This window comes from Streptococcus sp. 2154 (assembly GCF_013277255.1).
GTDB lineage: Bacteria > Bacillota > Bacilli > Lactobacillales > Streptococcaceae > Streptococcus > Streptococcus pseudopneumoniae.
This window is the reverse complement of sequence record NZ_VMMK01000025.1, coordinates 20,273-43,979: the sequence shown is the minus strand read 5'-3', so window position 1 is coordinate 43,979 and position 23,707 is coordinate 20,273. Positions and strand designations below refer to the sequence as shown.

Below are 23,707 nucleotides of genomic sequence, written 5' to 3'. Positions count from 1 at the left end.
TGCACGATTATTCTCTATCTTTGCTGCAACCTCTGTAACCGTCTCCTTGGCTTATTCTCTTTCCAGGCACGACGCTCCAGTGACATGACCATTCTCTGGATTAACATCGTAGGTCGTTGTCGTGGTTACATAGCCATCCTCTCCGTCAATTGTAACAGGATTTTCACTACGGTCTTTAGTTTCATCTTTTTCAAAACGAATTCGCGTACTTGAAATTTTCTTGGTTACTACCTTAGGTTTAGTCGCTACTTTTACAATAATATCCCCATTATCAGCGTCATCATACTCTATTCCCTCTTCTTTATCTCTAGTATCATCTCTGACATATTGAATCCCATCAGCAGCATGAACAAAACTTGTATTCAGGATTCCTCCTAAAAATAAAGTTAGCCCGACTATCACAGAACCAAAAATCTTTCCGAGTTTACGTAATGCATAGCGCTTATTGGTATTAGATTTTGCCATTACATCCTCCTTCTAAAAGTTACTACTTAGTATAGCATATTTTCTGGCAAATGTTAAACAATATGTTTCATACATCAAATAAACTTAAAATGATATATTAATTATTGAACTAACACTTTAACTATATCGTAATCAATCTCATATATAAAGGATTGCAGACATCTTATCTAAATACATGCTAATATATTTAGATACAAACATTCCAACTTGATAACTTTCACTCATCTTTCATCATTCCTTATACAACTATGCAGTATAAATAGAATAGTTTTCTCATCAGAATGAGACTATTTTAATATTAGATAATTTGATAGAAAAAACATAAATAAAATTGGTTGAATTTAATTCCCTAACTCGATAGAGGATTCTATTTTAAATTTAACAACAGCTAGGATTACACTATAAAAAGCACATTACCACCTGTTCGGCTGGAGAATCTAGTCGATTAGCTCCCTCTTAGTTACAAGCTTAAAGCGATTTTTTAACTAATACTAAACCAGATTAAAGAAGGAACTAGAACATCTGTCTTGTACTAATCAATATGCTATTTTAAAGTTGCAAATAAACTTAGAATGCCATTTATTATATTTACAATAAATAGTTGACTTCGATAGAAACAGAAAATAGAATTCAACATTCTTCCCTACTTATCTGATAATAAATAAGATCCGCAAGATAGCCTTTTCTCTCTACACCATTAACAATCGTTTGTAGATAGGACATTCCAGCCTTCTCCATGACACGACCTGAAGCTGGATTGAGACTGGCATATCGAGCTTTGACTTTTTGAAATCCTACTTGAGTAAAACAAAAGTCCAAGACAGCTTTTAAGGCCTCTGTCATAAGACCACGACCCCAATAGTTTTTTCCTAAAATATAGCCAATTTCACAAGAAGAATTGTTCTCATCTATTGCAACGATGCTGATATCTCCTATCACTTGCTCTGGGTTTTCTTTGAGACAAATAGCCCATTTGTAATAGTTGGGATTAGTATAGGAAGCAACCCAGTTACGAATCGAATTTCGAGTCACCTCGACATCAGGATGGGGATCCCAGGTAACATAGGTCAGATTCTCAGCGGATGAAGCCCAATTTTGAAACATAGCTTCTGAATCACTCTCCACAAATCTTCTTAAAATCAAACGTTCTGTCTGTAATATTTGCGTACCGATAGCTTTCATGATGCTACCTCACTTCCTTATTTCTATGCTCGTAGTAAAAAGGCTCAACTCAGTAACAGCTAGAAAACGAGTTTGTCTTCTAATTTCTTGACGCAGTCGCTGTCTGGTTTGAAATACGCTCTAGCAAGCTTTTTCAAACCTAGTCATCGTTGCGGGGGTGAGACGACGAAATCGAACTCTTCTAGTTACCGATTCTACCTCATTTTCTTATTTCTAAACTCGGGGTTCAAGGTCCCCCGGACCTTCCTCGCTTACCTGTTTCCATGCTCGGGGTAAAAACCTCCACTGGAGGTTTTTACTCCCAAAAATCATCGAATACGGTGATGGGTAGGTGGCGTTTGTGTTGGCCTTTGTGCCACCAATTTTCGATAGTGATTTGGGCTTCTGGGCTGATTGTTTTGCCTTCTAGGTAGTCGTCAATCTCTTCATAAGTGACTCCGAGGGCTACTTCGTCAGCTAGGCCTGGTTTGTCTTCTTCTAGGTCTGCTGTTGGGATTTTTTCATAAAGGGCTGGATCTGCACCAAGTTCCTTCAATAGTTGTTTTCCTTGACGTTTATTGAGACGGAACAGTGGTAAAATATCTGCACCACCGTCACCAAACTTGGTAAAGAAACCTGTGATATTTTCCGCGGCGTGGTCTGTCCCAATGACCGCTCCACTATGGGCACCCGCAAGGGCATATTGGGCAATCATACGACTACGAGCCTTGATATTGCCCTTGTTAAAATCTGAAACAGGACTACCTGTCGCTTCAACAGCAGCTGTCATAGCGTCAGCTGATTCCTTAATATTGACGACTAAACTGACATCTGGCTGGATGAAGTCTAGGGCTTTTTGAGCGTCTGCTTCATCGGCTTGTACTCCATAAGGCAGGCGGACAGCGATAAATTTGTAGCTGTCGTCTCCCGTTTCTGCTCGCAGTTCTTCCATAGCTAGTTGAGCCAAACGACCTGCCAAAGTCGAGTCCTGCCCTCCAGAAATCCCTAGCACAAAAGTTTTAAGAAAGGGATGTTTTTTCAGGTATCTTTTTAAGAAATCAATAGAACGACGGATTTCTTCTTGGACATCAATCACTGGTTTCACGCCCAGTTCTTGGATAATCGTTTCTTGCAAACTCATTCTTCTTCTCCTTCACCAAGGGCTTCCTTACGCATTTTGTCTATCAAGTCCATCTTGTCTTGCCATACATCACGCGCCAAATCCACTGGATAATGCTGCGGATTGAGCACACGCTTGTACTCATCCCAAAGCTTGTCAAATTCCTTACGAGCATAAGCCTGAATCTCAGTTAAGCTAGGCAGGTTGTAAATCAATTTCCCGTCTTTGAAGATATCCACCAAGAGAGGAACAGCGTCAAAATTACGAACGGTCTTCTTGATGTAGGTATAAGTCGGATGGAACATCTTGATTTCTGTCATACTGGCAACATCTACGCCGTCATAAGTGATGTAATCACCCTCTGACTTGCCTTTTTCACGACTGGTAATGCGCCACACCTGCTTCTTACCTGGCGTAGACACTTTTTCCGCATTATTTGACAGCTTGATTGTATTGCGCATGTTCCCATTTTCATCTTCGATTGCAACAATCTTGTAAACCGCCCCAAGAGCCGGCTGGTCATAGGCTGTAATCAGCTTGGTTCCCACACCCCAGACGTCAATCTTGGCCTTTTGCATCTTGAGATTGAGGATGGTATTTTCGTCCAAATCATTAGAAGCATAAATCTTAGCCTCTGTAAATCCAGCCTCGTCCAGTTGCTGACGGACTTTCTTAGAAATGTAGGCAATATCCCCAGAGTCAATCCGCACACCCATAAAGTTAATCTGATCACCCAGCTCACGCGCCACCTGAATGGCAGCTGGTACACCGATGCGAAGGGTGTCATAGGTATCCACAAGAAAGACACAATTTTTGTGGGTCGCAGCGTAAGCCTTGAAAGCTTCATAGTCATTGCCATAAACCTGTACCAAGGCATGGGCATGGGTTCCCAAAACAGGAATGTCAAAGAGCTTACCCGCACGCACGTTGCTGGTTCCATTGGCGCCACCAATCACCGCTGCGCGTGTTCCCCAGATGGCCGCATCCATTTCTTGAGCCCGACGTGTCCCAAACTCCATCAAGGGTTCATCTTCGATAACCGAACGAATACGAGCTGCCTTCGTCGCCACCAAGGTCTGGTAGTTGACGATGTTCAAAAGAGCCGTTTCGACCAACTGACATTGGGCTAGAGGGCCTTCCACCTGCACAATCGGTTCATTAGCAAAAACTAAATCCCCTTCTTGGGCAGAACGAACGGTCAACTCCAACTTGAAATTGCGGAGATAGTCCAAGAACGCCCCATGATAACCAAGCGACTCCAAATAGGCTATATCACTATCTGAAAAACGCAAGTCTTCAAGATAGTTCACAATTCTTTCCAAACCTGCAAAAATCGCATAGCCATTCTTAAAAGGCTGTTGGCGGAAATAAACCTCAAAAACCGCCTTTTTATTGTGAATCCCTTGGTCAAAGTAAACCTGCATCATGTTGATCTGGTACAAGTCCGTGTGCAATGTCAAACTATCATCTGGATACATACTTTTCCTACTTCCTTAGCTAGAAACCCATGAAAATTTTCAAGAACTTTCATGTGTTCCAATAAATTAGTACTATTATAACACATTTTGGCTGGATTGAGAAAAGAGTAACAAGCTATTCTCCACTCTCCAGTTCATCCATATCTTGTTCAAACTTTTTCTGAGCCCATTCGCCATAGCTCTTCAGACCAAGATTGCCGATAAAAACCCAAGGAAGGTAAATGACATAAGTAATTGCCCAAGCAGACAGGTATTTAACGTTCAAAGGATTGTGCTGATAAATTTCTATGTTGAATTGATAATTCTGCAACATCAAAAGAGCCGTAATCGCCAAGGTTAGGAAAAAACAACCCAAAATCGTAAAATGAAAACGACTATAGTAGGTCACTCCCAGATAACGGGCACGGTTGAAAAAGAAGAAAATTCCTACTATCAGAGTATAGACTAGAAAATTCGGATTAAAAAGAGAGGGAGCTAATACAGCCACCAAATAGCTTAGAAGCACAAGTCCAATAAAGAGTGAAAAAGACTCTGCCCCAGCTTTATTGATTAGTTGTTCTTCTCTTTCGTCAAGTAATTGATAATGAATGAATTTATTTACCATCTTCTTCCTCCCAAAATAGTTGGTCTAGGGTTTTCCCTAAACATCTGCAAATGGACTGGCAGAGCGAGAGACTGGGATTATATTTTCCCGCCTCTATCAAACCAATAGTCTGGCGTGTCACACCAACAGCCTCTGCCAGTTGACCTTGTGTTAAATCAAGCTCTACACGAGCTAATTTTAATTTTAAATTTTTAGCCACCTGCGTCCTCCTTATAGTTTTAATACTCATCTACTCTTAAAAAATCCTAAACTAACACAAGCTGTCAGCTATTTATTATAACCCCATGAATTTACACTCCAATATTATCTTCAGCCTAAAATCAGTATGTTGGATTGTTTGAAATAAACTTCCTAGTTTGCTATTTGATTTTTTGTTTAGTATTAGCTTTGGTAGGGTCTTTTAAACAAGTTTTGATTGCTTGTATTTCTTATTTAGTTGATTTCATATCACTATTATATAATGCTTTTGGAAATGAGTCTAGCATAAGACAAAAACGTGTACACAACAAGAGTAAGAGCATAGCAAGATGACTGATTTTTTTGCTGGATTTGCAGTCTGCAAAATAATACTAAATAAAACTAAAATGAATACTCCTTGCTTTTCTTGAGAGTGAAAAAGTACAATAAAATGATTATAGTGATTACCACAAGATACTGACTAATAGACATCGTATTTGAAGCCACAAATACAGGTAAGGAATAAAAAGGAAGAAGTTCAATTGCTTTGATAAACAAATCATTACTAGTATTCATCATCATCGTATTTAATATATTAGGGATAAAGAGTAGTAAAGCTACTAAAATACCAAATACTAAGCCACTTTTCAATTTGTATAAATAGAAAATGTAAGATAATAGAAAATAAAATAGGACTAACAAAATTGTATTGACTACAATGGCTACTATAAAATCTAATCCTAAATCACCTGGAACACCCAATTTACTTACGATGACTAGTAACACAATACCATTCAAAGCATAGATAATGGAAACTGAGATGGCATATAGAAAATTGGACAAGACGTAAAACATCCGATTTTTCTGTTGATTATAAAATAAACTGATCGTATTGTAGGAAAAATCCCTGCTAATAATTCGATTAGCATGTATAACAGCCATTAACATACCGAGCATAGCATAAAAGTTTGAAATATGCTTAATACCAAGCGATGTCTCTTGAGTCTTTAGAATAAAGAATGTAAGCAATATCGGCGGTATAAACGAGATAAGCAAACTGAGATATATTACGCCTGATGAATATAAATTTCTTATATTTTCCTTAAGAAAATTCAATTTATTTAATTTCATGATTATAACCTTCCTTTATTTTGAACGATTTAAGTAAATATCTTTAAGCGTCTCTTTTTTAGTTTCAAAATCAACTACTTTAATAGAGTTTTCGTTAAAAAATTTAAAAAGCTCACTACTTTGAATATTCCCAGACATAGTAATTCTCAGTCCCTCTTCCTGAACAATATCCCCAAATTCTTGTTTGGTAATGAAAATGTCTCTATCTGTAGCTGATGAAAAAGCTATCTCAAACAAGAAATTATGACTATCTTTTCCTACTTTTTGAAATGTCAAAAGCCCGCTCTCCAAGAAAAGAACCCTCTCACAAATTTCTTCAATGTCTTCTAATTTATGACTCGATATTAAAATTCCCACGTTTTCATTTAAAGCTAATTTTTTTAGAACCGCTAAAACTATTTGTGATGATTCAATATCTAAACCATTAGTCGGTTCATCTAAAATCAATATATCAGGTTTCGTAACGAGAGTTAGAAGCAAAGCTAATTTTTGTTTTGTACCCAAAGAATAGGTCTTTACTTTTTTATTAATAGACTGAGTCAAATCTAACTCTTGGATCAAACTTCTAAATCTTTCTTGATTGTAGTCAACACCATATAAGTTTGCCAGATATTTTAAATTCTCTAAACCTGTTTTAGATAAAAATAATTTTGGTTCTTCAATTAAATACCCAACATTATCACTACTTATAATATTCCCTGAAGTCGGTTGATTATTCTGAACAAGAATTTTCATCAATGTACTCTTACCAACTCCGTTTCTCCCTACTAGACCAACAATTTCACCCTTGTTAAGTGCAAAATTTATATCTTTGAGAATGATTGAATGACCATAATGCTTACTTACATTTATAACTTCCATTTTTTATTCCTCCATTAATATTCTTGGTTTTCTCTTTGATTCTCATTAATTTTAAAAAGTTGCGCATCTTTTTAACAACATTATATCATATATCTAACTTATTGCAATATATAAATGTCATTTTGTAAAATTTTATTAACAAAAAACTCTCTACCATAAAAAATAGAGAGTGTTAAGTTTAAATATAGGATTTCAAAATATCGACGACATCACTTCTTTGTTTAATTTGATAGGCTTTGATACCTAAGCTCCGACTTTATCACTTAAAAAATAAAAAAGGACAGCTAATCTCTTGCGCATCAAGGGATTTCGCCATTCTTTAATCTCGTTTAAGTGTTGTATATGGAGCTTTGCATAATTTTTTAAAACTAAACAACTACATTAAGCACGAACTGTGACGCTGGTTCCATCTTCCTTATAAAGATTGATGAGACCCTCTTTAAGAGCTCGAACCATGTCTCCAGCTTGAACAGGTTGTGGGACTTTAATAGTCAAGAGTTCCATTGGATTTGGAGCACGGTCGATTTTATTGCCTTTGGCATCGTGAAGATCCTCAATATAGGTTTCAATTTGAAGATACATGGACTTCGATTGAGGATTACAAAGAATTTTTATCTGTAAGATTAGAAGAATGCAAAAGAGTGCTAAAAAATAGTGGCAGTATTTTCGTTCATTGTGATAAAATTGCAAATCATCATATTAGATTAATTTTAGATAATATCTTTGGAGCAGATATGTTTCAAAGCGAAATTATATGGAACTATAAACGGTGGTCTAATTCAAAAAAGGGATTATTGAACAATCATCAAAACATTTACTTTTATTCAAAGTCAAAAGATTTTAAATTTAATACAATTTTTACAGAGTATTCTTCTACTACAAATATCGACCAAATACTAGTGGAACGAAAACGAGATGGAAACTCTAAAACTATATATAAAGTTGATAATAATGGTAACTATCTTCTAGCAAAAGAGAAAAATGGAGTTCCCCTTTCAGATGTTTGGAATATACCATTTCTTAATCCAAAAGCTAAAGAAAGAGTAAGTTATCCTACACAAAAACCTATTCTGTTATTAGAACAAATTATAAAGATTGCTACTGATAAAAATGATATAGTTTTAGACCCGTTCTGTGGAAGTAGAACTACTTTAGTAGCCTCCAAGATTTTGAATAGAAATTATATGGGGATTGATTTATCTGAGGAAGCTATCAATATAACTCAGCAACGTCTGGAAAATGTTATAAAAACAAGTTCAAATTTATTGAATAAAGGAATCGAAGCATATAGAACCAAAACTGAGGAAGAGGAAAACATTCTTAAATTATTACAGGCAAAAATTGTTCAAAGAAATAAAGGAATTGATGGTTTTTTACCTAAACATTTTCAAAAAAACCGATACCTATAAAAATTCAAAAAAATAATGAATGTCTGAATGAAAGTATCTCTTTATTACAGAATGCTATAAACTCCAAAAAACTTGATTTTGGAGTAGTTATAAAAACTCATTCAGATAATTTATTATTTGATTTTGATACGATTCCTGAAAATATAATAGTAGTTGACCATTTTGAACTTACAATCGAAAAATGGTTAAGTAAAAGTCAACAGTTACTATAGTTTGCAAATTATTTACAGAAAGAACAAAAATGCTCTGAAACATTGATTTCAAAGCCTTTTTATTGTAATTTTTCTTATTCCCACTCAACTGTTGCAGGTGGTTTACTTGTAATATCGTAGACGATACGGTTAACATGATCCACTTCGTTTACGATACGTACAGAGATTTTTTGAAGGACATCCCATGGAATTTTGGCAAAGTCAGCAGTCATACCATCGATAGAGGTGATAGCACGGATTGCAATTGTGTAGTCGTACGTACGACCGTCACCCATAACCCCAACTGAACGAACGCCTGTATTGACCGTGAAGTATTGCCAGATATCACGGTCAAGACCTGCTTTAGCAATTTCTTCACGAAGAATAGCGTCCGACTCACGAACAGTTTCAAGTTTCTCTTCAGTGATTTCACCCATGACACGGATCGCAAGTCCTGGTCCTGGGAATGGTTGGCGCCATACGATATGGTCTGGCATACCAAGCTCTGTACCAAGGGCACGAACTTCGTCCTTGTAAAGAGTATTCAATGGTTCGATCAATTCAAACTGCATGTCTTCTGGAAGACCACCCACGTTGTGGTGTGACTTGATAGTTTGAGCTGTATCCGTACCAGACTCGATAACGTCTGTATAAAGAGTTCCTTGAGCAAGGAATTTCACATCTTTGAGCTTGCTTGCTTCGTCATCAAAGACATAGACAAACTCGTTACCGATGATTTTACGCTTTTGTTCAGGGTCAGAAACTCCTGCAAGTTTATCAAGGAAACGTTTAGCTGCGTCTGCTTTGACGATATTCAAACCAAACTTACCACCAAGCATGTCCATAACTTGGTCCGCTTCTCCTTTACGAAGAAGACCGTGATCCACGAAGATACAGATCAATTGATCGCCAATCGCTTTTTGGAGAAGAACTCCAACAACTGAAGAGTCAACCCCACCTGAAAGGCCAAGAAGGACACGTTTATCACCGACGGTTTCACGGATTTTTTGGATCTGCATATCGATGAAGTTATCCATTGACCAGTCGCCTTTAGCCTTACAGATGTTAAGGGCAAAGTTACGAAGGATATCATTTCCGTATACAGAATGACGAACTTCTGGGTGGAACTGGATACCGTAAATGTGTTTATCTGGGTTTTCGATGGCTGCGTATGGGCAGTCAGCTGATGTACCTGTACGAACAAAGGCAGCAGGAATCTCGGTAACTGCATCACCATGGCTCATCAATACAGTCTGTTCATCAGGTGTTGATTCAAAAAGAGATGATGGTGTGTGTGTTAGGGTTGATTGACCGTATTCACGATTTCCAGCATCACCTGCAGGAACAACTTTTCCTCCAAGTTTATGGGTCAATAACTGCATACCATAACAAATTCCCAAAATTGGAATTCCAAGTTCGAAGATTTCTGGGTCAATATCAAATGAACCATCTTCGTATACAGAGTTTGGACCACCTGATAGGATAATTCCTACAGGATTGATTTCACGAACTTCAGCAGCTGAAATTTTATGGCTTTTTAGTTCCGAAAAAACACCAATCTCACGGATACGGCGTGAAATCAGCTGGTTGTATTGGCTACCATAGTCCAATACGATGATTTTTTCTACATCTTGCAAATCAGTTGAAATGTTGCTCATCTTTTTCCTTTCTCAAAAGAAATATCTTTTCCAATATTCTATCACAAATAAGGGCGAATTACCAACTAATACTCAATGAAAATCAAAGAGCAAACTAGGAAGCTAGCCGTAGGTTGCTCAAAGCACTGCTTTGAGGTTGCAGATAGAGCTGACGTGGTTTGAAGAGATTTTCGAAGAGTATAAACAAGGCGAAGTTTGACTTTTTCTAGTTTATTGGGGTACAATAGAGAAAAGATAGAAATGAAGTGAAAAATATGCTACCTGCTTATATGAAAATCCACGATCAGATTAAAAAGGATATTGACGAGCACCGTTGGGCTATTGGTGAGAGGCTTCCCAGTGAAAGAGATTTAGCAGAGCAGTTTTCGGTCAGCCGCATGACCCTCCGCCAAGCCGTATCTCTATTGGTTGAAGAAGGTGTTTTAGAGCGCAGAGTTGGAAGTGGCACCTTTGTGTCCAGTACTCGGGTACAAGAAAAGATGCGAGGGACAACCAGTTTTACTGAAATTGTTAAGTCCCAAGGTAAAGTACCCTCTAGCCAGCTCATTTCCTACAGAAAAACCATTCCCAATGAGCAGGAAGTTGCCAAGCTAGGAATTTCTCCTACCGAAAATATTATCCGAATGGAGCGGGTCCGCTATGCCGACAAAGTTCCTCTGGTTTATGAAGTTGCTTCTATTCCTGAAAAATTCATTAAGGACTTTAAAAAAGAAGAAATCACTAGTCATTTCTTCCAAACACTGCAAAAACATGGCTACCGTATTGGTAAATCACATCAGACCATCTATGCTCGCCTTGCTAAGGAAAAAATCGCCCACTATTTAGAAGTTGAAAAAGGACATGCTATTCTTGGTCTGACTCAGGTTTCCTACCTAGAAGATGGTACTGCTTTTGAATACGTAAAAAGTCAATATGTAGGCGAACGTTTTGAATTTTATCTTGAAAACAATTAATACTCTTCGAAAATCTCTTCAAACCGCGTCAACGTCGCCTTGCCGTACTCAAGTACAGTCTGCGGCTAGTTTCCTAGTTTGCTCTTTGATTTTTATTGAGTATAAAATACTACGCAAAAACTCTCTGTCACGGACGACAAAGAGTCTTTTTATTTTTCTAAGACTAAATCTTTCAAAGAAATCAGGGTTACAGCAAACAATATCATTGCCATACCAAGAAAATCAATGGGATAAAATTGTTCATTCATGATTAGGAAAGCAAAGAAAACAGCCGAAATTGGCTCAATTGAAGCCAACAAACTTGACTTGACCGGCCCAATCAGACTGGCTCCTTTTAGAAAGGCTGTATAGGCAAAGACAGTCCCGATAAGGATAATGCCCGCAAAAGCGAGGAGAAAATCAAGACTTGTTGGGATAGTAGTCTGTAGAACTCCTGTAAAAGGAAGGGCAACCAAACCTGCTATAACCATTCCCACACCAATGACCAAACTGCTCCCCCACTTCTTAATCAAGGCTATGGGTAAAATGATATAAAGTGCGTAAGTCAGAGCAGAAAAGAGACCCCAAAACAGGTCTGCAGGTGTCATGGATAACTGGTCCACCTGCCCATGAGTGGCGATCAGGAAGGTCCCTCCGATGGCTAATATGATAGAACCTATCTCTCCCAGTGTCGGTACCACCTTATCCTTGATACAGCTATAAATCAAAATTCCGACAGGACAAACATACTGAAGTACTGTCGCGGTACCTGCATTGGTCTCCTGAATAGCAGTTAGATAGGCGAATTGGTTGAGGAATAGACCAATTAGAGCAAAAATAAGAAGAGACAGCAAACTCTTCTTATCCGTTAAAAAGGCCAGCATTTTATCCTTTGCAGTGGCATAAGCCAAGAGCATGAGAATTCCACCAGCGATTAAAAGGCGCAAGTTGGTCAAGACCAGAGCTGAAATTCCGTGTGCCATCAGGTATTGGCCACTCGTTCCTGACAAGCCCCAAGCTATCCCTGCCACAACTGTTAGTAAAGTCCCTTTTAAACTATTTGACATGTCTCTCCTTACTCTTCTTTGCGAATCAAGTTCATCACTTGATTGCGGTCTACAATCCATTGAGCCCTCTCATCCTTTTCATAGGTACGATTCGATAGGAAAATGGCCGCTTCTTGCTTCTGACGATTCCACATGATAAAGGTACCTGTATAGCCCGTATGGTCTAGCCAATCTCCTGCCAAATTCCATGCCAAAGAACGTTCCTTGTCATCCAAAGGTGAAAAATTTTGACTCAAATCTCTTGCAAAATCATCTGCTAAATAGTGTTCTAAAAAGATTTGTAAATCCTTTACAGTCGAAAACAAACCAGCACTACCTGCATGTCTGCCCAAGAGGCGAGCCTTGGGATCATGTACCAGACCTGCCTCGACACCTCTAACTGTTGGAACAGCAAGCTCAACAGGCCCAAACTGGGTTTCCGTCATTCCCCAAGGTTTCAAAACTTGCTCCTGTAAAATCACATCCAAGTCTTGATTAAAGATTCTTTCCAAAATAAAACCCAAAAGCAAAAAATGGACATCTGAATAAAGAAAGGCTGGCTGACTTCGTCTCTTGAGATGAAACATCGCTTTCTTTAATTCAGGGGCTGTTAAAAGATCACGATTGGGAATAAAAGGATCAAGATCTGTTGCGTGAGTCAAGAGCTGGCGAATAGTGATGTCTGGATAATCACTCTCAGCTAAAAAATCTGTTACCGGTCTGTCAATATCTAATTGACCTTTTTCCCACAAGAAGGTAAAAACGGTGCCAACGCCAACAACCTTGCTGACACTAGCTAGGTCATAAACTAGTCCTGCCTCAGTCTGCAAGCCATGCTCTGGGTGACTCTGGCCAATATAGAACTCCGTCCATTGATTGTCCTTAAAATACGCAAAAGAGGCTCCGGGATAAATCCCTGCCTCGATTTGTTCTTCTATTTTTTTAATAATCTGGGTCCACTTCATACTTCTTCAAACCACAATTCAACATTATTTCTATCTTTTCCAAGGAAGAATTTTTCAGACTTAGGAATAAAATATTCGGTAGACTCAAATTTCTGGCGTAGACTTGCTATATCTAGTTCATTGACCAAGAACTTGAGCATAGATAAGTCCCAAGTAACCGTATTGTCCACAGTCAAATCCTGCCCCTGAGTTGGTATAAAACCAAGTGACGCCCCAATTTCAGATACTTCCAAGAAACTTTCGACATCCGTTGGGAGATGTAATTCCATAGAAATCTCAAATTTACTTAAAGAGATTGATTCCAAATCTGTTTGAAATTCAGGCTTTTCTCCTACTTCTACTAGACTTGCTCTATCATCTTCCGCATGAATCAAAATCAAATCATTTTCTGGTGAAAAAATTTCAAAAGCGTAGCCATTTTGACCTTTATATAATCGATGAATCGAATTCGTTTTAGATAAGAGTCCTTCAATTTCCAAGGGATTTTCCACCTTGACAATCAATCTAGCTAGTTTTTTTCTTCCCTCTACCTTACGAGTACGCATACTTGGAGCTTCTTCTAAAACCAGCTTTTCTAGACCTGTTTGATCACCTAGTGACAGAAAGGCTGACTCTTCTAACAAGGCCTTCATACCAAGGGTTTCAATATAAAATGTTTCATTTAATTTTCTATTATTAACTTTTAAAGTAGGAATAATCCGTACAATCTGATTTACATTCATAAATTCCTCCGTCACTTTTTATTTTAAAGGATTTTAGAATTTTTTACAAGATATTATGCTCAAATTTAACATTATTTAGCTATTTAGTAAAGATAGTCTTTCAAGGCTTTTGACAAAGCCTGATAACCAGCAATACTGAGGTGCAGTCCATCAGTTGTATATTCTTTTTTTAGTTGGCCCGCCTGGTCTGTCAAACTGTCAAAAACTGACAAAAATTCCACCTGCATATAGGCAGAAGCAAGCTCTTGATAGGCGTGATTCCTGTTCTGAATTTTTTCATTCGTGCGGATATAGACTGTCTGCTTATACTCCTCGCCTTCATTAACTGGCAAAATGGAAAGTAATTTTATCTCAGTCAGTGGATAATCGCGAGCAATGGATTGATGATAGCTTCGAGATTATTGAGAGCCTCATTCACAGGCACATCTTTTCCAATATCGTTCGTCCCAATTAAAAGGACAATTTTATCTACCTCCCCACCGTACAGATGCGCATCCAGATTCTCTAATAACAGTCCTGTCTGATAGCCACAAATTCCTCGATTGACAATTGTCTTTGAAGTCCCAAACAACTCCTGCAGAGGATAATATTCGACAATGGAATCCCCAATAAAAAGAATATCTGGCTCTACAACTGAAACCTGATTTAGGTGACGATACTTGGTTTGGATTTTTTCTTGTTCCTTTAGTAACCAATTTTCTAATAACTGTACTGCTACTTCATTCTCCTTTTTCTAACCAGTTTTCCAATACTTGGTAAACTCCTCCTTGGCTATTGGCTGGCGCTAGAGCCGTCGCCACAGCTTTGGCTTTGTCATCAGCATTTTCCATCGCATAGGCAATTCCAGCCATTTCAAGCATTTCAACATCATTTTCACTATCGCCAAAAGCCATGATTTGTTGGGGGTTCAAGTCCCAACGCTTGAGTAATTCTTCCAAGCCCCATGCTTTATGAATTCCAGCTTGGAGGATATCAATGCAACCATAGCCACTCGATACAGCCCGAACACGGCCATCAAAGAGGTCATTGATTTCTTCCAATACCGAATTCAAACGTTCCTCACCAACAACCATACTCATCTTGAGCACACCACCAAAGAGGTCAGAGGTTAATTCATCCACAAAATTCATTCGTTGGTAGAATTCTTCAATCATTTCTGGAGTCATAAAACTTTCAAGGTCTGTAAAAATGGTACCTTCCTTGACGAAACCATCCTTCATCCCTGTTACAACAAATTGATCCTGACACGCTCGACCCTCGAAATGAGCCAAAGCCTTATCGACAATGGCATCATCCCAAGTCTGAGCCTGAATCAATTCATTGTTTTCAAAAATATGAGCACCATTGGCAACAACCAGAACCACTCGATCCACCAAGTGCTCCAGTAGTTGCCTCATGCGGTGAATTTCATTCCCTGTCGCGATGACAAAACGAATCCCCCTTTGATCCAACTGATCCACAATCTTTTCCAAGCGTGGGAGATCAAGCTGGCCTCTAGCATCCAGCAAGGTCCCATCCATATCTGTCGCAATTACCTTAATCGTCATTTACTTTCCTCTTGATTAGACTTCCTGCAAAACTAGAATCCTAGTTCATGATTGATAATACCAGCAATCAAATTCATTCGTAATCCGAAGTGTTTACGATGATTTCGATAGGTTGTTGAAGATATTTTAAACGTTTTTATAGTGAAATGAAATAAGAACAGGACAAATCGATCAAGACAGTCAAATCGATTTCTAACAATGTTTTAGAAGTAGAGGTGTACTATTCTAGTTTCAATCTACTATACTTTGTCAAAAATATTCTCAACCTTGATTCTCTCCTTAGATAGCGCATGGTTACAGGCTTTCTCTTCAGCTGTTAGCGGCTTGAGTTTGCTGGATTTCCTCGGAGTTTGCGCTTGAGGATATAGCTTCATGAGCCCTTGATAACCACTGTCAGACAAGATTTTACCAGCTTGTCCGATATTTCTGCGACTCATTTTGAACAACTTCATATCATGACAATAGTTCACAGTGATCTCCAAAGAAACAATTCTCCCTTGGCTTGTGACAATCGCCTGAGCCTTCATAGCGTGGCATTTCTTTTTACCAGAATCATTCGCTAATTGTTTTTTTAGGACGATTGATTTTTACTTCCGTCGCATCAATCATTACCGTGTCCTCAGAACTGAGAGGAGTTCTTGAAATCGCAACACCACCTTTGAACAAGAGTTACTTCAACCCATTGGCTCCAACGGATTAAGTTGCTTTCGTGGATACCAAGATCAGCCGCAATTTCTTCATAAGTTCGATATTCTCGCACATATTGAAGTCGCCATAAGAAGGTATTCTAGGCTTAGTTTAGGTTTTCGTCCCCCTTTTGCGTGTTTACCTTGATAATCTCTTTTTAATACAGCTAACATCTCTTCAAAAGTCGTGCACTGAACACCAACCAGGAGCTTAAATCGTGCATCAGTTAGTTGTTCACTTGCTTCATAATCCATAGAACTATTATACCATATATTGTTTCGCAGGAAGTCTAATAATGTTCGAAATTGAAGCAGGTTAAAGAGACAACTAAAGGCTTGTCGCATAAAAGACTGCATGGTAGCCAAATTGTCCTGCTACTGCAGAACCTGCCATAGGACCAACGACACCTCCCAGATAAAAGAATACCTGATTAAAGGCAAAGACCCTCGAAATACCAGCTTTGGGTGTCATCTTACTGAGAAGGGCATTGACCCCAGGTATCAGCGCACCGGTTCCCAAGCCAAAGAGGAATCGATAGAGTCCTAGTTGAAGGGGACTAGAGGAATTGGCACAGAGAAGATAGATGATGACTGAATAAAACTGGGCGACAACCAAGAGACGATGATTGCCCACCTTGTCACCTAGCTTGCCCATAACTCCTGCACTCATCATGCTGGAAAAGCCCATACTGGATACAATCAAACCAGATACAAAAAGAAGATTCTCTGTCTGCCCTAAGTCGCGTACATACAGAGCTAAGATAGGACCGATTGATTGGGCTGAAAATTGGATAACAAAACTGGTCAGAAAAAGGTTGACCAAGAGATAGGGATATTTAACTGATGTAAATAATTCCTTTGTTGGGATGGCCTTTTCCTTGGCTACTGGTTGAAAATCTTCCTTGATAAAGCAAATAGTTAAAATAGCGGCTAAAAACAGAAAACTACCAACCAGTAGGAAAACTGTACGAATGCCAAATAATTCTGCGATAAAGCCACCAATAAAGGGACCAGTTAGAGTACCTGCAACTACACCTGTAGACAAAGTACCTAAGGCAGAGCCTGATTTCTCCTTGGGAACCTGACTGGCTATCAAGGCCGTTGAATTGGGAACAAAACCCGCAAATACACCATTCAGTAAACGAAGAAAGATTAGCCAATAAATATTTGGCACAAAGGTCAAGCCTCCCATAGTGATAGTCATGGCCAGACCAGCACGAATCATCATGGGTTTTCGACCGTATTTATCAGCAAGGATTCCCCAGATAGGAGAAAAGAGCGCCGCGGAAATGGCAGAGACAGAAATAGCTAAACCTGCATAAAAAGCAGCTTGCTCACTCCCAACACCTAGATTTTCCACAAAGATGGGCATAAAAGGCACAACCAAAGAAATACTGGCTCCTGTCAGAAAATTACCAAACCAGGCAATGCGCAGATTATCTTTTCAGTTAATCTCTGTCATCTTGCTTACCTCCCTCAAGCAGGATACGTACCTGAGTGAGAAGCTGGTCTTGATTTCCATTGTTGTTTAAAACATGGCTGGCCAAATCTTTCTTTTTCTCTAAAGGCCACTGGGCTGCCAGACGAGATTCAGCTTCATCTTTGGACAACTGGTCCCTTTTCATTAAGCGTTCTACTTGAGCATCTCGGTCCACATAGACCAACCATATCTCATCAAACCAAGCGCTGTAGTCCTGCTCAAAAAGTAGGGGAATATCCATGAAGAAAATCTCTTCTGTCTGAACCAATTGGTCTCTCAAAGTAGCCAACTCTTCACGGATAATCTCTCCTTGGATTTGCTTAGACCATTCTCGTTCTTCAGGATTTGAAAAGATAAGACTAGCTAGGAGAAGGCGATTAAGTTCTCCGTTTTCAAGGATGATTTCTTGCCCAAAGTGCTGGACTAGAGCCTCAAACAGACGACCACCAGGTTTCTGTAGTTGGTGGACGACTGCGTCGGCATCCACTACTTGAAAACCTTGCTTTCTTAGAAAATTTGTCACAGTTGACTTACCAGAGGCAATTCCCCCAGTGATTCCGATGATTTTTCTCATCAGTCCCTCCTTTGACAGTTTGGACAAAAGTGGGTGCCTCGTCCGCCTAGTTGAATTTTCTCAATGATGGTACCACAGCGTACACATTCTTGACCAGTCTTATCATAGACCTGATGAAAATCCTGCATGCTTCCATCTTCTCCAAAGGCATTGGTATAGGTCCGAATGGTGGATCCACCTTTTTCAACAGCCTGTCCCAATACAGCAATGGTCTGGTCATGAATAGCTGTCGCTTCTGCTGCTGTCAAAGTCTGGGAAGGTCTAGCCGGATGAACCTGAGCTCGCCAGAGAACCTCATCCACATAGATATTCCCAAGGCCAGCTACCAAGGTCTGGTCTAAAAGATGGGATTTGATAGGCTTTTTAGACTTGGATAGGGCAGCTTGAAAGACCTGCACATCAAAGTCTTGTTCGCTTGGTTCAGGACCTAATTTTTTAGAAATAAAGTAGGCTTCCAAAAGGTCAGGCTCCAAGAGTTCCATAGTACCAAACTTGCGAACATCCTCATAAACAAGCGTGCCACCGTCCTCAAACTGAAAGAAAACATGGGCATGCTTGCGTTCGGGAACCTGATACGGATAATAAAAATACTTGCCTTCCATGCGCAAATGGGAAATCAAGACCTTGTCTGTCAGGTAAAAAAGCAAATATTTGCCCCGACGTTCCATTGACTCAATAATCTGACCAGGCACTTCCTTTTGAAACTCGTCCAAATCTGTCTTAATCATCTTGGTATAGCGAATTTCTATACTCGAAATCTTCTTTCCTATAATCAATTTTTCTAAGCCACGACGAACGGTTTCAACCTCAGGTAATTCAGGCATAAGTCCTCCTTCTGTAAAAACAAGAAGCAGGCATGAGCCCACCTCTACTTAGTATTCTTTTTCATTATAGCCAAAGTCAGCCAAATCTAGCTTTTTATCGCGCCAGTTTTTCTTGACCTTGACCCAGGTTTCTAGGAAGACCTTGTCTCCTAGCATAAGTTCGATATCACGACGGGCCATACTACCGATTTTCTTAAGCATAGCGCCACCTTTACCGATGATAATCCCTTTTTGGCTATCGCGCTCGACCATGATGGTTGCACGGATGTGAACCTTGTCTGTCTCTTCATCTCGTTTCATAGAATCCACTACTACTGCGACAGAGTGCGGAATCTCTTCACGAGTTAGGTGCAAGACTTTCTCGCGAACCATTTCTGAAACCAAGAAGCGCTCTGGATGGTCTGTGATTTGATCAGACGGGAAATATTGGAAACCTTCATCCAGATTTTCACTCAAAATATCCACTAGACGAGACACATTATTTCCCTGAAGGGCTGAGATTGGAACAATTTCCTTAAAGTCTATTTGATTACGGAAGTCATCAATCTGAGACAAGAGCTGGTCTGGATGGACCTTATCGATTTTATTCACCACCAAAATCACAGGAACCTTGGTAGCCTTGAGACGCTCGATAATCATATCGTCCCCCTTACCACGCGCTTCATCAGCAGGCACCATGAAAAGAACGGTGTCCACTTCGCGAAGGGTGCTGTAGGCAGACTCAACCATGAAATCTCCGAGAGCTGTTTTAGGCTTGTGAATCCCTGGTGTGTCGATAAAGACAATTTGCTCTTTATCAGTCGTGTAAATTCCCATGATTTTATTGCGCGTTGTCTGCGCCTTGTCACTCATGATGGCAATCTTTTGCCCCATAACGTGATTTAAAAAGGTTGACTTCCCAACATTGGGACGTCCTAAAATGGCTACAAAGCCTGATTTAAAAGTCATAATTTCCTCTTACTGTTTAAAATAATAAATCCCAGATTCGTGGGAGAAAAATCAATGCGCCTGTTAAGGCTGCGAAAAGAGAAACCACTAATACCGCGCCAGCCGCCATATCCTTGGCATTTTTAGCCAGCATGGAAAAGTGATAGTGACTGGCCAAATCCACCACATTTTCAATAGCAGAGTTGATAATCTCAAAGGCTACTACCAAGAAAATGCTCAATAGGAGAAAGAGCCATTCGATTCGTGACACCTGAAAAACAAAACCTGCAAGGATGACCACTAGAGCCGTCACTGCGTGTTTTCGCATATTGCATTCTTCCTTGATAGCAGTAAAAATACCTGTCAAAGCAAATTCTAAACTGGATATCAAGTCACGATTTTTCCATTTTCGTTTATTGTCTTGTGAGTCCATAGGCTGTCAAAATTTCTTCTTGTAAACCGAACATCTCCGCTTCTTCTTCCGGAGTGTAGTGATCATAGCCGTTAATATGTAAAAAGCCGTGTACTGCCAAGAAGCCCATCTCACGCTCAAAGCTGTGACCATATTCTTCGGCCTGCTCATGAGCCTTATCGATAGAGATGAACAATTCCCCAATATAGGCATCAAACTCAGACATCATCTCTGCCAATTCTGGATTTTCAAGCAAATCCTCTTCGTCAAAGGCAATTTCCAATTCTGGTTTATACTCAAGGCTGATGACATCTGTCGGACGGTCGGTGTCACGGTACTCCAGATTAAGTTCATGACTACGCTCATTGGTCACAAAAGTGACTGCCATCTCCTTGTCTTCTTTTCCTAATTTTTGGGCTGCAAATTCCAAAATTTCTTGGGTTTGTTGCAACATTTCTTTTGAAACTTGACCAGTTTCATCTACCATTTCAATATACATGTGCTTCTCGTTTCTCTTTACTTGGCTTTATTATACCACATTTCCATGATTTTATTCTACCTTTTTGATATAATACTATGGAATACAATCACAAGGAGAGAACGATGTCATTTGACGGATTTTTTTTACACCACATAGTTGAGGAATTGCGAAGCGAATTAGTGAATGGTCGCATCCAGAAAATCAATCAGCCTTTTGAACAAGAGTTGGTCTTGCAAATCCGCAGCAATCGCCAAAGCCATCGCCTGCTCCTTTCTGCCCATCCAGTTTTTGGACGCATTCAGCTGACCCAAACGACTTTTGAAAATCCAGCCCAACCTTCTACCTTTATCATGATTTTGAGAAAGTATTTGCAGGGGGCCCTGATTGAGTCGATTGAGCAAGTGGAAAATGACCGTATTGTGGAAATGACAGTTTCCAATAAAAACGAGATTGGAGACCATATCCAGGCTACCTTGATTATCGAAATTATGGGGAAACACAGTAATATTCTACTGGTCGATAAAAGCAGTCATAAAATCCTCGAAGTTATCAAACACGTTGGCTTTTCACAAAATAGCTACCGTACCTTGCTTCCTGGGTCGACCTACATCGCTCCGCCAAGTACGGAATCTCTCAATCCTTTTACAATCAAGGACGAGAAACTCTTTGAAATCCTGCAAACACAGGAAACGACAGCTAAAAATCTTCAAAGCTTCTTTCAAGGTCTGGGACGCGATACGGCAAATGAATTGGAAAGCATACTGGTTAGTGAAAAACTTTCCACTTTCCGAAACTTTTTCCATCAAGAAACCAAACCATGCTTGACTGAGACTTCTTTCAGTCCAGTTCCTTTTGAAAATCAAGTGGGAGAGCCTTTTTCCAGTCTTTCTGATTTGTTGGACACCTACTATAAGGACAAGGCTGAGCGAGACCGTGTCAAACAACAAGCCAGTGAACTCATTCGCCGTGTTGAAAACGAACTGCAGAAAAATCGACATAAGCTGAAAAAACAGGAAAAAGAGTTACTGGCGACAGACAATGCTGAAGAATTTCGCCAAAAAGGAGAATTGCTGACAACCTTCCTCCACCAAGTGCCTAACGACCAAGACCAGGTTATCCTAGACAACTACTACACTAATCAACCTATCACCATTGCGCTTGATAAGGCCTTGACTCCCAACCAGAATGCCCAACGCTATTTTAAACGGTACCAGAAACTCAAAGAAGCTGTCAAATACTTGACTGATCTGATTGAGGAAACCAAGGCAACCATTCTCTATCTGGAAAGTGTCGAAACTGTCCTCAACCAAGCTGGACTGGAAGAAATCGCTGAAATCCGTGAAGAATTGATTCAAACCGGCTTTATCCGTAGAAGACAGAGAGAAAAAATCCAGAAACGTAAAAAACCAGAACAATATCTAGCAAGCGATGGCAAAACCATCATCTATGTTGGCCGCAATAACCTGCAAAATGAGGAACTAACCTTTAAAATGGCCCGCAAGGAGGAACTTTGGTTCCATGCCAAGGACATTCCTGGAAGCCATGTTGTCATCTCAGGCAATCTTGACCCATCTGATGAAGTCAAGACAGACGCAGCAGAACTTGCAGCCTACTTCTCTCAAGGTCGCCTGTCAAATCTGGTCCAGGTAGATATGATTGAAGTCAAGAAACTCAATAAACCAACTGGCGGAAAACCCGGCTTTGTCACTTACACAGGACAAAAGACCCTCCGTGTCACACCAGATCCAGAAAAAATCGCATCCATGAAAAAATCCTGATTTTATTTGAAATCAGGATTTTTAACTTATACTCAAATCATATCCAATTATAGGACTAATCTTTGCCACCTAATTTCTCATTGATTTTCATCATCACACTAGCAATTTTTTCGCCCCAATAAGGGTCTGAGGCATATTCCACATTCATACCAGATGCCTTGTTTCCAAGGAAAGTTCTGCCCCTATCGATATAATTTTCCTTAATCCACTTGGTTGCTCCTAAAATACCTTTATCCACATCGTCAAATGTCTTGGCAGAAAGGTAAGGGGTCGTATCATAGGCTGTAATTCCAAAGAAATTATTCTTATCTTTGGCAATCTTACTTCGTCCCCAATCACTTTCTAAAGCACTATGGGCAAGGAGATAGAGGGCATTGATATGGTAATGTTCTTCGGCTTCCTTAAAGGTAGCTCCCTTATTTTCCAAGAGGCTATTGTTAATGTTTAGCAAACTAAATACCTTATCCAAATCCTCAGCACTATAGTTTGTAGCCTCTGTCAAGTCTTTGAAAAGGAAAGGATTTTCAAGCTTAAAACCATCAAAATGCAGGCCATCTGCCGAATAATATTTCTTGCCTACTTCCATATCAGAAAGATGAGAAGCTACTGGGATACTAGCATTCTGAGCCACATAGTGATAAAAACGGTGGCCATCACTCTCATAATAAGGGATAAAGTCCTTACTAGCATCTAGCGCTTGTAAATCTTCTGTTTTCATATAGCCTGACAAACCAGAAATAGTAATAGCCAGGCGCTTGTCATCACTTTTTCTATCCTTATCTAGCCAAACAACACTAGCTTGCGATATATAGGAGAGCTTTTCACCATCTGCATTATAGATATTTGCTGTGACTGGTACTACTTGATAATAAGCAGCATTTTCATTTGTAGCTTTTTCTCCACGCCATTTACCATCGCTTCCAAGCTGATAACCATCTACTGTCTCATTTTTCGCCATGTAGCCACCGGATTTGAAGTAGTACCAGGCTTGACTTTTAGAATCGTAGACCCATTCTTTTTTAGCCATTTTGCCATCAGACTTGAGGTAAAACCATGACTCCTTATCCCAAATCCATTC

19 protein-coding genes and 8 pseudogenes are annotated in these 23,707 nt (G+C 39.5%); 3 read left to right on the top strand and 24 right to left on the bottom strand.

The genetic code is table 11. From position 1 onward, the window contains the following. Positions 1–54 precede the first annotated feature (54 nt). The 9 genes and pseudogenes from HT693_RS04320 to HT693_RS04280 form a co-directional block, all read right to left on the bottom strand. A pseudogene (locus HT693_RS04320) lies at positions 55–465 on the bottom strand (hypothetical protein); the annotation flags it as partial. Positions 466–1,095: 630 nt separating this feature from the next. Further along, complete coding sequence (locus HT693_RS04315; RefSeq protein ID WP_000643818.1) at positions 1,096–1,647, bottom strand: GNAT family N-acetyltransferase; 552 nt, start codon at positions 1,645–1,647, stop codon at positions 1,096–1,098. A gap of 295 nt (positions 1,648–1,942) precedes the next feature. After that, on the bottom strand, positions 1,943–2,767 hold the full coding sequence (gene nadE, locus HT693_RS04310; protein ID WP_138705062.1) for an ammonia-dependent NAD(+) synthetase: 825 nt from the start codon (positions 2,765–2,767) through the stop codon (positions 1,943–1,945). Beyond that, positions 2,764–4,224, bottom strand: coding sequence for a nicotinate phosphoribosyltransferase (locus HT693_RS04305; protein ID WP_172924933.1), 1,461 nt, complete (start codon positions 4,222–4,224; stop codon positions 2,764–2,766). Before HT693_RS04305 ends, nadE begins: the two co-directional genes overlap by 4 nt. A 115-nt stretch (positions 4,225–4,339) precedes the next feature. After that, a complete protein-coding gene (locus HT693_RS04300; protein WP_000247408.1) occupies positions 4,340–4,828 on the bottom strand; it encodes a DUF6773 family protein in 489 nt (162 codons plus the stop codon). Continuing rightward, positions 4,818–5,027 carry a helix-turn-helix transcriptional regulator gene (locus tag HT693_RS04295; RefSeq protein WP_001107500.1) on the bottom strand — a complete coding sequence of 70 codons (210 nt, stop codon included), beginning with the start codon at positions 5,025–5,027 and terminating at the stop codon, positions 4,818–4,820. The genes HT693_RS04300 and HT693_RS04295 overlap by 11 nt, the downstream gene beginning before the upstream one ends. A 380-nt stretch (positions 5,028–5,407) precedes the next feature. Then, positions 5,408–6,136 carry a hypothetical protein gene (locus HT693_RS04290; protein ID WP_138705060.1) on the bottom strand — a complete coding sequence of 243 codons (729 nt, stop codon included), beginning with the start codon at positions 6,134–6,136 and terminating at the stop codon, positions 5,408–5,410. A gap of 15 nt (positions 6,137–6,151) precedes the next feature. Next, positions 6,152–7,043, bottom strand: a pseudogene (locus tag HT693_RS04285) (ABC transporter ATP-binding protein). 335 nt (positions 7,044–7,378) lie between these two features. Further along, a pseudogene (locus HT693_RS04280) lies at positions 7,379–7,564 on the bottom strand (U32 family peptidase C-terminal domain-containing protein); the annotation flags it as partial. On the opposite strand from HT693_RS04280, the gene HT693_RS04275 reads away from it, so the two are divergent. Continuing rightward, the gene (locus tag HT693_RS04275) at positions 7,507–8,406 is read left to right on the top strand and encodes a site-specific DNA-methyltransferase (protein WP_345890521.1); all 900 of its coding nucleotides are present in this window, start codon (positions 7,507–7,509) and stop codon (positions 8,404–8,406) included. The pseudogene HT693_RS04280 and the gene HT693_RS04275 sit on opposite strands and share 58 nt — an antisense overlap. Positions 8,407–8,692: 286 nt before the next feature. Here the strand turns inward: HT693_RS04275 and guaA are convergent, their stop codons facing one another. Then, entirely contained in the window at positions 8,693–10,255 is a 1,563-nt protein-coding gene (gene guaA, locus HT693_RS04270) for a glutamine-hydrolyzing GMP synthase (RefSeq protein WP_023936410.1), read from the bottom strand. Between the two features lie 254 nt (positions 10,256–10,509). On the opposite strand from guaA, the gene HT693_RS04265 reads away from it, so the two are divergent. After that, positions 10,510–11,208 (top strand): GntR family transcriptional regulator, encoded by a 699-nt coding sequence (locus tag HT693_RS04265; protein WP_000936194.1) that lies wholly within the window; start codon positions 10,510–10,512, stop codon positions 11,206–11,208. Between the two features lie 149 nt (positions 11,209–11,357). On the opposite strand, the gene HT693_RS04260 is transcribed toward HT693_RS04265, so the two are convergent. The 13 genes and pseudogenes from HT693_RS04260 to ybeY form a co-directional block, all read right to left on the bottom strand. Beyond that, positions 11,358–12,254 carry a DMT family transporter gene (locus HT693_RS04260; RefSeq protein ID WP_138705059.1) on the bottom strand — a complete coding sequence of 299 codons (897 nt, stop codon included), beginning with the start codon at positions 12,252–12,254 and terminating at the stop codon, positions 11,358–11,360. Positions 12,255–12,262: 8 nt separating this feature from the next. Further along, positions 12,263–13,198, bottom strand: coding sequence for a serine hydrolase domain-containing protein (locus HT693_RS04255; RefSeq protein WP_138705058.1), 936 nt, complete (start codon positions 13,196–13,198; stop codon positions 12,263–12,265). Then, positions 13,195–13,920 carry a CppA family protein gene (locus HT693_RS04250; RefSeq protein ID WP_138705057.1) on the bottom strand — a complete coding sequence of 242 codons (726 nt, stop codon included), beginning with the start codon at positions 13,918–13,920 and terminating at the stop codon, positions 13,195–13,197. Before HT693_RS04250 ends, HT693_RS04255 begins: the two co-directional genes overlap by 4 nt. Before the next feature lie 83 nt (positions 13,921–14,003). Continuing rightward, positions 14,004–14,590: pseudogene (locus tag HT693_RS04245) on the bottom strand (SGNH/GDSL hydrolase family protein). A 49-nt stretch (positions 14,591–14,639) separates the two neighbouring features. After that, entirely contained in the window at positions 14,640–15,467 is an 828-nt protein-coding gene (locus HT693_RS04240) for an HAD family hydrolase (RefSeq protein ID WP_138705056.1), read from the bottom strand. Between the two features lie 32 nt (positions 15,468–15,499). Beyond that, positions 15,500–15,607, bottom strand: a pseudogene (locus tag HT693_RS04235) (IS5/IS1182 family transposase); the annotation flags it as partial. Between the two features lie 102 nt (positions 15,608–15,709). After that, positions 15,710–16,408: pseudogene (locus HT693_RS04230) on the bottom strand (transposase family protein); the annotation flags it as partial. A gap of 36 nt (positions 16,409–16,444) precedes the next feature. Then, a pseudogene (locus tag HT693_RS04225) lies at positions 16,445–17,588 on the bottom strand (multidrug efflux MFS transporter); the annotation flags it as partial. A gap of 13 nt (positions 17,589–17,601) precedes the next feature. Continuing rightward, positions 17,602–18,207: a dephospho-CoA kinase gene (gene coaE / locus HT693_RS04220; protein ID WP_031222577.1), complete on the bottom strand. Its 606-nt coding sequence runs from the start codon at positions 18,205–18,207 to the stop codon at positions 17,602–17,604. After that, positions 18,207–19,031 (bottom strand): DNA-formamidopyrimidine glycosylase, encoded by an 825-nt coding sequence (mutM, locus tag HT693_RS04215; RefSeq protein WP_138705055.1) that lies wholly within the window; start codon positions 19,029–19,031, stop codon positions 18,207–18,209. The genes coaE and mutM overlap by 1 nt, the downstream gene beginning before the upstream one ends. A gap of 48 nt (positions 19,032–19,079) precedes the next feature. Beyond that, positions 19,080–19,979: a GTPase Era gene (gene era / locus HT693_RS04210; protein ID WP_023939134.1), complete on the bottom strand. Its 900-nt coding sequence runs from the start codon at positions 19,977–19,979 to the stop codon at positions 19,080–19,082. 16 nt (positions 19,980–19,995) lie between these two features. Further along, complete coding sequence (locus HT693_RS04205) at positions 19,996–20,391, bottom strand: diacylglycerol kinase (protein ID WP_023939135.1); 396 nt, start codon at positions 20,389–20,391, stop codon at positions 19,996–19,998. Next, on the bottom strand, positions 20,372–20,869 hold the full coding sequence (gene ybeY / locus HT693_RS04200; RefSeq protein ID WP_000275156.1) for an rRNA maturation RNase YbeY: 498 nt from the start codon (positions 20,867–20,869) through the stop codon (positions 20,372–20,374). The genes HT693_RS04205 and ybeY overlap by 20 nt, the downstream gene beginning before the upstream one ends. A 104-nt stretch (positions 20,870–20,973) precedes the next feature. Here ybeY and pavA point away from each other — a divergent pair, with 104 nt between their 5' ends. After that, positions 20,974–22,629, top strand: coding sequence for an Rqc2 family fibronectin-binding protein PavA (gene pavA / locus HT693_RS04195; protein ID WP_172924931.1), 1,656 nt, complete (start codon positions 20,974–20,976; stop codon positions 22,627–22,629). 55 nt (positions 22,630–22,684) lie between these two features. Here the strand turns inward: pavA and lytB are convergent. Next, a pseudogene (lytB, locus tag HT693_RS04190) lies at positions 22,685–23,707 on the bottom strand (endo-beta-N-acetylglucosaminidase); the annotation flags it as partial.

Bases quoted from the DNA above. Each gene is read 5' to 3' on its own strand.
- HT693_RS04255 (WP_138705058.1), bottom strand. From the start codon at position 13,198: ATGAAGTGGACCCAGATTATTAAAAAAATAGAAGAACAAATCGAGGCA.
- HT693_RS04300 (WP_000247408.1), bottom strand. From the start codon at position 4,828: ATGGTAAATAAATTCATTCATTATCAATTACTTGACGAAAGAGAAGAA.
- HT693_RS04240 (WP_138705056.1), bottom strand. From the start codon at position 15,467: ATGACGATTAAGGTAATTGCGACAGATATGGATGGGACCTTGCTGGAT.
- HT693_RS04315 (WP_000643818.1), bottom strand. From the start codon at position 1,647: ATGAAAGCTATCGGTACGCAAATATTACAGACAGAACGTTTGATTTTA.
- HT693_RS04260 (WP_138705059.1), bottom strand. From the start codon at position 12,254: ATGTCAAATAGTTTAAAAGGGACTTTACTAACAGTTGTGGCAGGGATA.
- coaE (WP_031222577.1), bottom strand. From the start codon at position 18,207: ATGAGAAAAATCATCGGAATCACTGGGGGAATTGCCTCTGGTAAGTCA.
- HT693_RS04265 (WP_000936194.1), top strand. From the start codon at position 10,510: ATGCTACCTGCTTATATGAAAATCCACGATCAGATTAAAAAGGATATT.
- HT693_RS04250 (WP_138705057.1), bottom strand. From the start codon at position 13,920: ATGAATGTAAATCAGATTGTACGGATTATTCCTACTTTAAAAGTTAAT.
- era (WP_023939134.1), bottom strand. From the start codon at position 19,979: ATGACTTTTAAATCAGGCTTTGTAGCCATTTTAGGACGTCCCAATGTT.
- HT693_RS04305 (WP_172924933.1), bottom strand. From the start codon at position 4,224: ATGTATCCAGATGATAGTTTGACATTGCACACGGACTTGTACCAGATC.
- HT693_RS04205 (WP_023939135.1), bottom strand. From the start codon at position 20,391: ATGGACTCACAAGACAATAAACGAAAATGGAAAAATCGTGACTTGATA.
- guaA (WP_023936410.1), bottom strand. From the start codon at position 10,255: ATGAGCAACATTTCAACTGATTTGCAAGATGTAGAAAAAATCATCGTA.
- nadE (WP_138705062.1), bottom strand. From the start codon at position 2,767: ATGAGTTTGCAAGAAACGATTATCCAAGAACTGGGCGTGAAACCAGTG.
- HT693_RS04290 (WP_138705060.1), bottom strand. From the start codon at position 6,136: ATGAAATTAAATAAATTGAATTTTCTTAAGGAAAATATAAGAAATTTA.
- ybeY (WP_000275156.1), bottom strand. From the start codon at position 20,869: ATGTATATTGAAATGGTAGATGAAACTGGTCAAGTTTCAAAAGAAATG.
- mutM (WP_138705055.1), bottom strand. From the start codon at position 19,031: ATGCCTGAATTACCTGAGGTTGAAACCGTTCGTCGTGGCTTAGAAAAA.
- pavA (WP_172924931.1), top strand. From the start codon at position 20,974: ATGTCATTTGACGGATTTTTTTTACACCACATAGTTGAGGAATTGCGA.